1 protein-coding gene (cut by a window edge) is annotated in these 14,565 nt (G+C 66.7%); it reads right to left on the bottom strand.

Annotated features, from left to right (window positions below; translation table 11 throughout):
* Window positions 1-14,536, bottom strand: partial view of a non-ribosomal peptide synthase/polyketide synthase gene (locus HU764_RS12920; RefSeq protein ID WP_186715091.1) — the 5' portion only. Its footprint begins 7,796 nt before the window's first position; 14,536 of the gene's 22,332 nt are visible here — the first part of the coding sequence; it begins with the start codon at window positions 14,534-14,536; the stop codon falls past the left edge of the window.
* Window positions 14,537-14,565 lie beyond the last annotated feature (29 nt).

A 14,565-nucleotide genomic window follows, 5' to 3' on the forward strand; every position in this document is an offset into this window, starting at 1 on the left:
TGAAGGCCTGGCGCTCGGCAGGCGCGTTGCTGTCCAGCGGCACGAAGACCGCCGCGCATTTGCTCGCCGCCAGTTGCGCAGCCAGCAACTCGATGCTGCGGGGCAGCAGCAGGGCCACACGATCGCCAGGGCGCACGCCCAGGGCGAGCAGGTGGTGAGCCAGGCGGTTGGCGTGCTGTTCGAGCTGCTCATAGCTCCACTGCCGGCCACCGTGAACCACCGCCGGTGCAGCCGGGCTGAGCGCGGCATAGGTGCCAAACAGGGTGTGCAGCGCATGTTCCCGTGGGTAATCGCGGCGGGTGGCATTGAAGCCTTGCAACACCAGTTCGCGCTCGGCAACTGCCAGTTGGCTCACCTTGTGCAGGGCCGTGGTCGGCGCCTGCGCAAGGGCTTGGGCCAGTTGCTCAAGGGCGGTGCTGAGCAGGCGGCAGACCTGCGCGCCATCGACCTCCGGCACCGCTTGCACGGTCAGCACAAAGGCGTCGCCCACATCGTCGACGTTGACCACCAATGGGTAGTTGCTGCGCTCATGCGCGGCCAGTTGCTCGATACCCTGCCAGGCCTGGCGCAGCTCGGCCTTGGCCGGTGCACTGTGGCGGAAGTTGAGCAGGCTGGTGAACAGCGCCTGAGACGCCGGGACTGCACTGCAACGCTGAGCCAACGCCAGCGAGGCTTGCTCATGGGCCAGCAGGCGGGCCAGCCGTTGGTGGGTCAGGCGTACGCCCTCGGCCACCGCCGTGGCACCCACGCTCACTCGCAGCGGCAAGGTGTTGATGAACATGCCCAGGGCCCGTTCAGCCCCCTCGCCGCCTTGCAGGCGACCGAGCAACACCGTGCCGAACACCACTTCCTCGCGCCCTGACAGTTGCGCCAGCACCTGCCCCCAGGCCTGGTGCACCAGGCTGGCGACGCTGATGCCAAGCAGGCGGGCCTGCTCGCGCAAACGGCCGGCCAGCGCCGTGTCCAGGGCCAGACGGCTGTCCAACACACGGCTGCCGTCACTGAGCGCATCGCGTAGGCCGAATACCGTGGTGGGTTCGTCGATGTCGCCCAGCAGCTCGCGGAACAGTGCCTCGTCAGCCTGGCTATCGGCGCCCAGCCGTGCCTGCGCCACATAGTTGCGGTAGGGCACGCTGGCCTGCGACAGGGCCTGGCCTTGCAGCACAGCGGTGATCTCGGCCACCAGCTGTTCGACGGCTGCGTGGTCGAGGATGATGTGGTGGATCAGCAGCGTGGCTTCCACGCGCCCCTCGCCGTGGCTAGGGAGCAGGCGGATCAAGGGGGCCTTGTTCAAGTCGAGCGTGGTGCTGCTTTCATCACCGCGCACGGCTGCGCCGACTGCCGGCACAGTGCGCCAGACGACCTGCACGGGCTCCTCCAGGCCCTGCCAGTGGATGCTGGTGCGCAGGATGTCGTGACGGGCGATGACCTGGTCGAGCGCTGCGGCAAAGGCATCGAGTTCGGATTGCGTCGGGAAGGCAAAGCGTGCCTGCAGCACGTAGGGGTCTGCGCCTTCGCTGGCCAAGTGATGGTAGAGGATGCCTTGCTGCAGCGGGGCCAGGCCGTAGACATCCTGGACATTGGCCACGCCACCGGGGATCTGCGCGACCAGGGTGTCGATGGCCGCCTGGGACAGCTCGGCGAGCGGTAGCATGTCCGGCGTGATGCGTGTGCCCTCTGCCGGAATGCGGTTGGCTGGCACGCTAATGCGGGTTTCACCGCCCACCGCAGCGGCGAGCGCTGCCAAGGTCGGCTGGCCGAACAGTACGCGGATATCGGCATGCAGGCCTTGTTGGCGTAGGCGCGAGGTCAGGGTCACCGCCAGCAGCGAATGGCCGCCCAGTTCGAAGAAGTTGTCATGCCGCCCTACCCGCTCAACGCCCAGCAGCTCGGCCCAGATCGTTGCCAGCAGGGTTTCGGTTTCGCCTTCTGGGGCTTCGTACGCACGGTTTTGCAGGGCTTCGGTGTCCGGCAGTGGCAAAGCCTTGCGGTCGAGTTTGCCGTTGGGGCTCAGGGGCAATGCGTCCAGGTGCAGGAACAGCGCGGGCACCATGAACTCCGGCAGGTGGGCCAGCAATGCCGTGCGCAGAACGTCTGCGGCCTGCTGCTCACCGGTGTAATACGCCACCAGACGCTGGTCGCGGGCGACCACGACGGCTTCTTTCACGCCTTCGATGGCCGTCAGGCCAGCCTGGATTTCACCCAGCTCGATGCGTAGGCCGCGCAGCTTCACCTGGTCATCGTTGCGGCCCAGGTATTCGATGTTGCCATCGGCCAGGTGCCGCGCCAGGTCGCCGGTGCAGTACAGGCGTGCACCAGGGCGGGTGCTGAACGGATCGTCGAGGAAGCGTTCGGCGGTCAGTTCGATGCGGTTCAGGTAGCCTCGGGCGACTTGCACGCCGCCGATGAACAGCTCGCCAGCCACGCCTTGCGGTACGGGTTGCCCCAGCGTATCGAGTACGTACAGCGTGGTGTTGGCGATCGGTTTGCCGATGGGGGTGTTGTCCGGTGCCGTCACGCAGTGCCAGGCGCTCACGTCCACCGCTGCTTCAGTCGGGCCGTACAGGTTGTGCAGTTCAACGGTTGGTAATTGCGCGTGGAAGCGTCGAACCAGGCTGCCCGGCAAGGCTTCGCCGCTGCACAGGACGCGCTTCAACGAAGCCGCCGAGACGTCACCATGGGCCAGGAACACATCCAGCATCGAGGGCACGAAGTGCAAGGTGGTGACGTTTTCGCTGCGGATCACCTGACGCAGGTACTCCGGATCGCGATGGCCGCCGGGGCGCGCCATGACCAGACGTGCGCCAGTTTGCAGCGGCCAGAGGAATTCCCATACCGATACGTCGAAGCTGAATGGGGTCTTCTGCAAGACCACGTCGTCAGCGCCGAGGTTGTAGGCCTCCTGCATCCACAGCAGGCGGTTGACCACGCCGGCATGCTCGTTCATCACGCCTTTCGGCAAGCCGGTGGAGCCTGAGGTGTAGATCACGTAGGCCAGGTGACGCGGGGTCAAGCTGGTGACAACTGGATTGCTGGACGGCTGGGCGTTCCAGGTCGGCTGATCCAGGTCGATAACCTGGGCCGAATCCGGTACATGACGCGTAGCACTGTGCACCAGCACCGCCACCGGCGCGCTGTCGCTCAGCATATGCCGCACGCGCTCAGCTGGGTAATCGGGGTCAACCGGTACATACGCGCCGCCCGCCTTAAGAATGGCCAGCAAGCCAACCACCATCGACAGCCCACGTTCGACGCAGATCGCCACCCGATCATCAGGTTTAACACCGAGCTCAATCAGGTGATGCGCAAGGCGGTTGGCCTGCTCATTCAGCTGGCGATAGCTCAGTATGCCTTCTTCGGCTTTTACCGCGACCGCATCCGGCGTACGCAACACCTGCGCCTCGATCATCCCGTGCAGGGTCTGCTCAAGGTCATAATCCACCGCCGTGTCGTTGAAGCCCAGCAGCACACGCTCACGCTCCTGCGCTTCCAGCACCGGCAAGCGCTGCACCGGCAGTTCCGGCGTCTGCTCCAGCGCCTCGACCATGGCCTCCAGCACCTGGTTCATCTGCCCACAGATACGCGCCGCGCCTACATCGGCCGGGGTCATGGCAACCAGGCGGAAGCCCTCCCCCAAATCGTCGACGTTCAGGCTCAACGGGTAGTTGGTGCGCTCCTGACCTTCGAGCACGTCGATGCCTTGCCACGCCTGCCGCTGTTCGGCGCTGGCTTCTGCGCCATGGCGGTAGTTGAGCATGGCGCTGAACAACGGCAACGGTGTAGCCACAGCGCTGCAGCGCTGGGCCAACGCCAAGGACGCGTGTTCGTGCGCCAGCAGTGCACTGAGGCGCTGATGCACGGCCTGCGCCCCTTCGCGCAGGCTCACCTCGCCCAGGTCGACCCGCAGCGGCAAGGTATTGATGAACATGCCGAGCGCCCGCTCGGCGCCCTCACCGCCTTGCAGGCGCCCCAGCAACACCGTGCCGAACACCACGCGGTCCTTGCCGCTGGCAGCGGCCAACAGGCGCGCCCAAGCCAGGTGGAACAGGCTGGCGACACTGATGCCCAGGTGCCGTGCCTGGCGCCGCAGCCCTGCGGCCAGCTCGGCCGACAGCGCCAGCTTGGCTTCTTGCATGCCAAGGCCATCGCCTTGCACATCGCTAAGGCCGAACGGCAACGTCGGCTCGTCGACATCCGCCAACTGCTCGTGGAAGAACGCCTCATGCTCGGCCTGGCTGACACCCAGGCGCGCCTGGGCCACGTAGTTGCGATACGGCACGGGGGTCTGGACCGGCGGCGTGCCCTGCAGGAAGCCCATCAACTCCTCACCGACCACCTCCAGGGCGGTGTGGTCGAGGACGATGTGGTGGAACTGCAAGGTGGCTTCGATGCACTCGCTGCCCGGTGCCTGGCGATGAAGCAGACGAATCAGCGGCGCTTGGCTCAAGTCCAGGCCAACGGTAGCCGCATCGTCGTCGCGCAGGACCTGCAGCGGGGCGTGACGCCAGACCACCTGCACAGCCTGCGGCAGGCCGTCCCATAGCACTGCTGTGCGCAGCACGTCGTGGCGGGCGATGACCTGGTCCAGCGCGCTGGCGAAGGCTTGCAGGCGTTCGCCGTTGTCAAAACGCAGCCGGGAATACAGCACATAGGGATCGTGCTCGGCGCTCAGGTGATGGTAAAGGATACCTTCCTGCAGCGGGGCCAGCGGGTAGATGTCCTGCACATTGGCCGCACCGCCCGGCACGCGCGCGACGATGCGGTCGATCGCGGGTTGGTCGAGGTCGATCAGGCTCAACAGGTCTGGGGTGATATGAGTACAACCGGCAGGGATGCGGTTTTCAGGTACCCGCACTTGCTGGTTGCGACCCAAGGTCTCGGCCAGGGCCGCGATGGTAGGCCGGCCGAACAGGGTCCGTACATCGACTTGCAGCCCTTCCAGGCGCAGACGCGCAGTCAGGCTTACCGCCAGCAGCGAATGGCCACCCAGCTCGAAGAAATTGTCGTGACGGCCCACGTGCTCGACGCCCAGCAGTTGCGCCCACAGTTGGGCCAGCAGGGTTTCGGTCTGCCCCTGCGGCGCCTGGTAGGGGCGTTCATGCAAGGCGGCATCCGGCGCGGACAGCGCTTTACGGTCGAGCTTGCCATTGGGCGTCAACGGCAACTGGTCGAGGTGGATGTACTGTGCCGGCAGCATGTATTCCGGCAGGTCGTGCAGCAGTGCCTGGCGCAGGCTGTCCGCCTCGGGTGGCTCACCGGTGAGGTAGGCGACCAGGCGCGGCCCACTGGACGGGGCATCGTAAGCCAGTACCACGGCCTCGCGCACACCGGGCACACGCACCAGGCAGGCTTCGATCTCGCCCGGCTCGATGCGCAGGCCACGGATTTTGACCTGGTGGTCGTTACGGCCGAGGAAGACCAGGTTGCCATCCTCGCGCTGGCGCACCAGGTCACCGCTGCGGTACAGGCGATCGCCGTCAACGAAGGGGCTGGCGATGAAGCGTTCGGCCTGCTGTTCGGGCAAGCCCAAGTAACCCCGCGCTACGCCCGCGCCGCCGATATGCAGGTGGCCGACCACGCCCCACGGCACGGGTTGGTCGTAGTGGTCGAGTACATACAGCCGGGTATTGTCGATGGCGGTACCAATCGGCAACGCCCCGTGCGGCAGGTCCGCGCCCGGTTCCAGCGTCCAGGCGCTGCAATCGACGGTGGTCTCGGTCGGGCCATACACGTTATGCAGGCGCACACCCGGCAGGCGCTCGCGTACCTGAGCGGCAAGCGCCTGGGTCAACTCACCACCACCGCAGACGATATCGCTGAGGCTGGCGCAGCGAGCGCTCGCAGGTGCTTCGAGGAACTGCTGCAGCAACGCCGGCACAAATTGCACCACGCTGACCTGCTGCGCCTCGATCAATTGCGCAAGGTAGTGCGGGTCACGCTGGCCGTGCGGGCGCGCCAGTACCAGGCGTAGGCCGCTGCACAACGGCCAGAACAGTTCCCACACCGAGGCATCGAAGCTGACCGGGGTCTTGTGCAGCACAGCGCCTTTGCCAGGTAGCTGGCAAAGGCGCTGGCTCCAGCGCACCAGGTTGACCACGTTGCGGTGTTCGACCATCACCCCCTTGGGCTGCCCTGTGGAGCCGGAGGTGTAGATCACATACGCCAGGTGGCTCGCGTTCAGCGCGGCTACGCGAGGGTTGCTGATCGGCTGGGCTTCCCAGCAAGGTTGATCGAGGTCGATCAACTGCACCGGGGTGCCGTGTACGACCTCACGGGTAGCGCTGTGCGCCAGCACGGCCAGCGGCGCACTGTCGCTCAGCATGTGGCGGATACGTTCAGCCGGGTAGCCCGGGTCAACTGGCACATACGCGCCGCCTGCCTTGAGGATGGCCAGCAAGCCGACCACCATCGACAGCCCGCGCTCGACGCAGATCGCTACACGATCATCCGGTTTGACGCCCAAGCCGATCAAATGATGAGCAAGCCGATTGGCTTGCTCATCGAGCTGGCGATAGCTCAGCTCGCCTTCCTCGGCGACCAGTGCAATGGCAGTGGGCGTGCGCCGTACCTGGGCCTCGAACAGCCCGTGCAGCGGTTGCGCCATGTCGTGAGGCGTTTGCGGGGCACTGGCCAGCAGTCGCCGGCGCTCATCAGGCGTCAGTACCGGTAACTGCTGCACTGGCGTGTCAGGCGCGTGCTCAAGTGCATCCAGCAACCCGTGCAGCACCTGCAGCAGTTGGTCGCAGACACGCTGCGCGCCCACCTGAGCGCTGACCTGGGCCGTCAGCCGCAGGCCATCGCCCAGGTCGTCCACGTTGACACTTAGCGGGTAATTGCCGTGGCCGCCGCTGGGCAGTGCCTGGATGCCTTCCAGGGCTTCGCGTTGCGCTTGCTGCTCGGGCTGGCTGGCGCCATGCCGGTAGTTGAGCATGGCGCTGAACAACGGCGTTGGCGCAGCCACGCCGCTGCAACGCTGGGCCAAGGCCAGCGAAGCGTGCTCGTGCACCAGCAATGCACTCAGCCGCTGGTGGGCCAGGCGCACCCCTGCGCGCACGCCTAGCCCTTGCAGGTCCAGGCGCAGTGGCAAGGTATTGATGAACATGCCCAGGCCGCGATCAGCGCCAGCGCCGCCTTGCAGGCGCCCCAACAGCACAGTGCCGAACACCACGCGGTCGTTGCCACTGGTGGCGGCCACCAGCCGCGCCCAGGCCAGGTGCAGCACGCTGGCGGCGCTCACGCCCAACTGCTGGGCCTGGCTGCGCAGGCACCGGTATTGCTCAGGGGCCAGTTGCACCGTGGCCAACTCGAAGGCGCTGGCCTGGCCCTGCAGGTCGGCCAGGCCATAGGGCAAGGTCGGTTCGTCGATGTCGGCCAGCTCGGCGCGGAAGAACGCCTCGTGCTCGGCCTCGCTGATGGCCAGGCGCGCCTGGGCCACGTAGTTGCGGTACGGCACGGCCGGTTGGCTGGGCTGCTGGCCGCGCAGGTGATCGCGGATTTCTTCCAGCACCACCTTCATTGCCGTGTGGTCCAGGGCGATGTGGTGGAACTGCAGAGTGGCTTCGAGGCCTTCGGTGCCTGGCTGTGGGGTCTGCAGCAGGCGGATCAGTGGGGCTTGGCTCAGGTCGAGAGGCCCGGTGGCTTCGCTGCTATTGACCAGCACCGAGCCCGGCACGCTGCGCCATACCACCTGCACCGGCTGCACCAGGCCGTCCCAGAGCACGGCGGTACGCAGGATATCGTGGCGCGCGATGACCTTGTCCAAGGCCTGGGCGAAGGCCAACAGGCGGGCTTGGCTGTCGAATGCCACACGCCACTGCAGCAGGTACGGGTCTGCGTCTGCGGCACTCAGGTGATGGTAGAGAATGCCCTCCTGCAGCGGTGCCAACGGGTAGATGTCCTGCACGTTGGCAGCACCACCTGGCACCGTGGCGACGATGCGCTCGAGGGTACTGGCGTCCAACGTCAGCAAAGGCAGCATGGCGGGGGTGATGTGGGTGCAGCCCGCTGGAATACGGTTCGCGGGCACGCTGACCTGGCGACCTTTGCCCAGCGCGGCAGCCAGTGCAGCCACGGTGGGCTGGCCGAACAGCACCCGCACGTCGGTCTGCAGGCCCTGTTGGCGCAAGCGTTCGATCAGGGTCACAGCCAGCAGCGAGTGGCCGCCCAGCTCGAAGAAGTTGTCGTGCCGCCCTACCCGTTCCACGCCCAGCACGTCGGCCCAGACGCTGGCCATGGCCGCTTCGGTCTCGCTGGCAGGGGCTTCATAGCCCTGGCTGATCAGTTGGGCCGCGTCCGGCTCAGGCAGGGCCCGGCGGTCCAGCTTGCCATGGCGGGTCAACGGCCATTGGTCCAGGCGGATGAACGCCTGCGGCACCATGTGCCCCGGCAAGCTGGCCTGCAGCGCGTGACGCACGGCCTCGACCGCCACCGGCACCTGTTCGGTGAACCAGGCCAGCAGACGCTCGCCACGCACCAATACCACGGCATCGGCAATACCGGCCTGGGCCGTCAGCGCCGCCTCGATTTCACCCAACTCCACGCGCACGCCGCGGATCTTCACCTGGTCGTCATTGCGGCCGAGGTAGTCCAGCGTGCCATCGGCGTTCCAGCGCACCAGGTCGCCACTGCGGTACATGCGCGCGCCGGGCTTGCGGCTGAACGGGTCGGCGAGGAAGCGCTCTTCGGTCAGTTCAGGGCGATTGAAATAGCCCCGCGCTACCTGCGCGCCGCCAATGTACAGCTCGCCCACGACGCCCACGGGCACCGCTTGGCGATGCGCATCGAGCACATAGACGCGGGTATTGGCGATGGGGGTGCCAATGTGCAACGCCGCACCCGGTAAGACCTGGCCAGAGGTGGCGACCACCGTGGTCTCGGTCGGCCCATAGTTGTTGACCAGGGCGAAGCCTGGATCGCGGTCGAACTGGCGCAGGCGGTCGCCACCGATCAGCAAGGTGCGCAAGGTCGGGTGTTGCCGTTCGCGGCGCAGCGCCTGTTCGGCCACCGGCGTGGGCAAGAAACTGACCGCCAGCGGCTGCTCGAGCCACCAGTCGAGCAGTTCATCCACATGTTCATTGCCGATGTGCGCAGGTGGCAGGTGCAGCGTGGCACCGGCACACAGCGCCGGCCATACTTCCCAGGCCATGGCGTCGAAGCCAAAACCTGCGACGCTCGAGGTACGCACACCGGCCTCCAGCGCGAAGGCCTGGCAGTGCCAGTGCACCAAGTTGGCCAGGGTGTGGTGCTCGATCATCACGCCCTTGGGCTGGCCGGTGGAGCCGGAGGTGTAGACCAAGTAGGCCAAGTGGTGCGCGTCCAGCCCAGGTACGTGCGGGTTGCTGTCCAGGGCATCATCGGCGGCGGCCTGGTCGAGGTTCAGGCGGGGTATGTCAGCAGGCAGGCCTGCAATGCCCGTTTCGCTCAGCACCAGGGCGGGTGCGCTGTCGGCCAGCAGGTAGGCAATGTGTTCGGCAGGATAGCCCGGGTCGACCGGCACATAGGCAGCGCCGGCCTTGAGCACGGCCAGCAGGCCGATTACTCGCTCGGCGCTGCGGCCCACGCACAATGCCACGCGGTCACCGCCGCGCACGCCGCGTGCGATCAGCTGATGCGCCAGGCGGTTGGCCCGCAGGTTCAGGTCACCATAGCTGAGTGCCTGGCCATCCTGGCTCACGGCCGTGGCATCCGGGGTGTCGGCTGCGCGGGCCTCCACCAGCGCGTGCACCGTCTGCCCTTGCGGGTAGTGCTGTGCGGTGGCGTTGAAACTGCCCAGCAGCTGTTGGCGCGCTTCGTCGCTCAGGATCGACAAGCTGTCGACCCGCGCCTCCTGCCCTTGCTGCAATGCTTGCAGCAGCTGGGTGACGGCATTGACCATCCAGGCGGCGACCCGCGCCGCACCCATCCCTGCGATAGCCAGCACACTGAAGGTGAAACCTTCACCCAGGTCATTGACGCTGAGGGTCAGCGGGTAGTTGCTGCGCTCCTCGCCACCGAGCAGGCGCACACCCTCCCAGATTGCCTCGCCGGTGGCCGCGTCGGCGCTGTGCCGATAGTTGAGCAAGGCACTGAACAACGGCGCGGACGCGGCCACGCCACTGCAGCGCTGGGCCAAGGCCAGCGGCGCGTGCTCATGGCCCAGTAAGGCCGAGAGGTTGCGGTGGGTGGCGCGCACGGCGGCACGCACGGCCAGCGTGGTGTCCACCCGCAGCGGCAGGGTGTTGATGAACATCCCCAACGCCCGGTCGGCGCCCTCGCCGCCCTGCAGGCGGCCCATCAGTACCGTGCCAAACACCACATCATCGCGGTTGGCCAGCACGCCCAGTACGCGCGCCCAGGCCAGGTGCATGAGGCTGGCGGCACTGACGCCCAGTTGCCGCGCCTGGGTGCGCAAACCGTGGGCAACTTCGCCGTCCAGTGCCTGGAACGCCGTTTCGATGCCGCGGCCATCGCCCTGCACATCGGCATAGCCCAGTGGCAAGGTTGGTTCTTCGACATCCGCCAGCATCTCGCGGAAGAACGCTTCGTGGGCCGCCTGGTCACCCAGGCGAGCCTGGGCCACGTAATTGCGGTATGGCACCGCTGCCGGCAGTGTGTGCCCCTGGCCAAACAGCAAGGCGCGCATCTCGCGGGCGACCACGTCCATGGCCGTGTGGTCGAGGGTCAGGTGATGGAACAGCAGAATCGCCACCACCTGCTGGTTGGCTGGGTCCAGGCTGTAATACAGGCGGGTCAATGGCGCCTGGGTCAGGTCCAACCGGTGGTGCCGCGCATCGAACCGGGCATGCAACTGTTCAACCCGCGCCAGGCCATCGTCATCGGCCAGGTCGTCGATTTCGCTGACCACCAGCTCGGCTTTGCGCCAAACCACTTGCAGCGGCTGCGCCAGCCCTTGCCAAAGCACGGCGGTGCGCAGGATATCGTGGCGATCAATGACTTTTTGCAGCGCACCGGCCCAGGCCAGCAAGCGCTCGACACTGTCGAAGGCCAGACGGGTCTGCAGCAGGTAGGGGTCGCCCTGCTCGGCGCTCAGGTGGTGATAGAGAATGCCTTCCTGCAGCGGGGCCAGCGGGTAGATTTCCTGCACATTGGCGGCGCCACCCGGCACTGTGGCGACGATGTCGTCGATTGCTGCCTGGTCCAGGTCGATCAGGCTGAGCATGCTCGGCGTGATGCGTTGGGCCTGCGCGGGCACCCGGTTGGCCGGCACCTTCACTTCGTGGCCGATGCCCGCCGCGCCGGCCAAGGCCGCCAGGGTCGGTTGGGCGAACAGCACCCGCACATCGATCAGCAGGCCAGCCTTGCGCAAGCGCTCGACCAACGTCACCGCCAGCAGCGAGTGGCCGCCCAGTTCGAAGAAGTTGTCATGGCGCCCTACCCGCTCCACACCCAGCACATCGGCCCAGATCGCCGCCATCGTCGCTTCGGTTTCGCCCGTGGGCGCTTCGTAGGCCTGGCCAAACAACTGCGAGGCCTCTGGGTCAGGCAGCGCACGGCGGTCGAGTTTGCCATGGCTGGTCAGCGGCAGCTCATCGAGGCGCACGAACGCCAGCGGCACCATGTGCGCCGGCAAGCGGGCCTGCAGGGCCTGGCGCAAGGCGTCGAGGGCGACAGGGGCGGTCTCGGTGAACCAGGCCAGCAAACGCTCGCCCCGCACCAGCACCACGGCGGCGTCGATACCCGGCTGCGCCGCAAGGGTGGCCTCGATTTCACCCAGCTCAACCCGCACACCACGGATCTTCACCTGGTCGTCGTTGCGGCCGAGGTAGTCGAGGGTGCCGTCGGCATTCCAGCGCACCCGATCACCGCTGCGGTACATGCGTGCGTTGGGCTGCTCGCTGAACGGGTCGACAAGAAAAGCCTGTTCGGTCAACGCCGGGCGATTGAAGTAGCCCCGCGCCACTTGCGCGCCGCCGATGAACAACTCACCCGCGACGCCAACCGGGACTGGCTGCAAGCCTTCGTCCAGTACATAGACGCGGGTATTGGCGATGGGCCGGCCGATGTGCAGTGCGCCGTTGGGCAAGACCTGCCCAGAGGTGGCGACAACAGTCGTTTCGGTTGGCCCGTAGTTGTTGATCAGGGCAAAGCCTGGCGCTCGCTCGAACTGGCGCAGGCGGTCCCCGCCCACCAGCAAGGTGCGCAGGGTCGGGTGCTGGTGTTCGCGGCGCAGGGCCTGCTCCGCTACCGGGGTGGGCAGGAAGCTGACCTTCAGTGGCTGCAACAGCCACCAGTCGAGCAACTCATCGACATGCTCGTTGGCGATGTGCGCGGGTGGCAGGTGCAGCGTGGCCCCGGCGCACAAGGCTGGCCAGACCTCCCAGGCCATGGCGTCAAACCCGAAACCGGCCACGCTTGACGTGTGCGCATCGGCGTCCAGCGCAAAGGCCTGGCAGTGCCAATGCACCAGGTTGGCGAGCGTGTGGTGCTCAATCATCACCCCCTTGGGCTGGCCGGTGGAGCCGGAGGTGTAGACCACATAGGCCAGTTGCTGCACGTCCAGCCCAGGTCGCTGTGGGTTGCTGTCGTGCGCAGTACAGGTGCTGATGGGGTCCAGGTCCAGGCGCGGCACCTCGGCCGGCAGCCCGTTCACCGCAGTCTCGCTCACGACCAGTGCCGGGGCACTGTCAGCCAGCAGGTAGGCAATGCGCTCAGCTGGGTACGCCGGGTCCACCGGCACGTAGGCCGCGCCCGCTTTAAGCACTGCCAGCAACGCAACCACGCGCCCGCTGTTGCGCGGCAGGCACAGGGCCACGCGGTCCCCCACCTGAACGCCGCGTTCGATCAGTTGGTGAGCCAGTTGGTTGGCACGGCGGTTGAGTTCGTCGTAACGCAGCGCCTGGCCATCCTGCAACAGCGCAACCGCTGCTGGCGCGGTGGCGGCGCGGGCCTCGACCATGGCGTGTACGGTCTGCCCCTGCGGATAAAGCTGGGCGGTGTGGTTGAACTGTTGCAGTACCTGATCACGCTCGGCAGGCGGCAATACCTGCAACCCTTGCAGCGCTGCCGTGGGGGTGTGTTCCAGGGCGTCGACCAGGCTTGCCAATACCTGTTCGAACTGCGCGCACAGGCGTGACGCGCTCCACGCTGGCAGGCTCTGCACGGTCAGGCGCAGCGCGTCGCCCAGGTCGTCGACGCTGACAGTCAGCGGGTAATCGGTACGCTCCTCGGCGCCGACGATATCGATGCCAGCAGCCACCGGGATGATCTCGGCGGCATCACCGGCGTCACTGTGCCGGTAGTTGAGCAGACTATTGAACAGCGGCGCCGGCGCGGCCACACCGCTGCAGCGTTGGGCCAGGGCCAGCGACGCCTGTTCGTGGCCGAGCAAGGCGCTGAGCCGTCGGTGGGTGGCCAGCAGGGCGTCACGCACGCTGGTTGGGCCCAGGTCGATGCGCAACGGCAGGCTGTTGATGAACATCCCCAGCGCCTGCTCGCTGCCGTCGCCGGTGGTCATGCGGCCCAGCAGCACGCTGCCGAACACCACCTGCTGGCGGCCCGACAGCTGCCCAATCAACCGGCCAAAGCCCAGGTGCAACACGCTTGCCGGGCTCACGCCGAGTTGCCGGGCCTGGCTGCGCAGGCGCTGGCTGAGCGTAGGTGGCAGGGTCAGGCGTGCTTGCTCCAGTTGCACATCACCTTTGTCCTGCAGGCCGAAGGCAAGCGTGGGCTCATCGATGTCGCCCAGCATCTCGCGGAAGAAGCGCTCATGGGCGTCCTCATCCAGTGCCTGGCGAGCGGCGGCCAGCACATTGCGAAACGGCATGGGGGCCGCCAGTCGGTCGGACTGGCCAGCGATGTGCGCCTGGATTTCGCGGCGCACGATATCCAGGGCGGTATGGTCCATCACCACGTGGTGGAACATCAGCAGCGCCACCCACGTAGTGCCCTCGCCTTGCGCGTGCATCAGTTGCATCAACGGTGCCTGGCGCAGGTCGAGACGATACTGGCGCGGGTCGAAGCGCGCGCACAGCTCAGCAAGGGCTGTGCTGCCAGCGACTGGCACGGCTTCGCGGACCAGCGTCGCCTCGTGCCAGACCACCTGCACCGGTTGGTCGAGGTATTCCCAGTGCAGCGCGGTGCGCAGGATGTCATGGCGTTGGATCACCCACTGCAGCGCCTCGGCGAAGGCTTCCAGGTGGGTTTTGCTGGCGAAGCGCAGTTGCACCTGCGACAGGTACGGGTCGCCCTCGGTGGCGGACAGGTGGTGGTACAGCATGCCCTGCTGCAGCGGGGCCAGCGGGTAGATGTCCTGAACGTTGGCTGCGCCGCCCGGCACGCTGGCGACGATGCGGTCGATGGCTTCCTGGTCCAGCGTGACCAGCGGCAGCATGTCGGGGGTGATCCGGAAGGCCGGGCTGAGCCAGTCGTCATCGCGTTCGGCGAGCATCTCCAGCAACGCCGGCTTGTGCCGTGACAACGCCTCCCACAAGCTGTCGTCCAGGGTATCGTCATCGCCGAGGACGATCAGGTCCTGGTCTTCACGCTGGAGTCGGATCGCACGGGTGGAAAGAGCAGCCATCAGTTCGCTGAAGTGCATCGGTAAGCATCCTGCTTTGCCTGGAATGG

The organism is Pseudomonas kermanshahensis, from assembly GCF_014269205.2.
GTDB lineage: Bacteria > Pseudomonadota > Gammaproteobacteria > Pseudomonadales > Pseudomonadaceae > Aquipseudomonas > Aquipseudomonas kermanshahensis.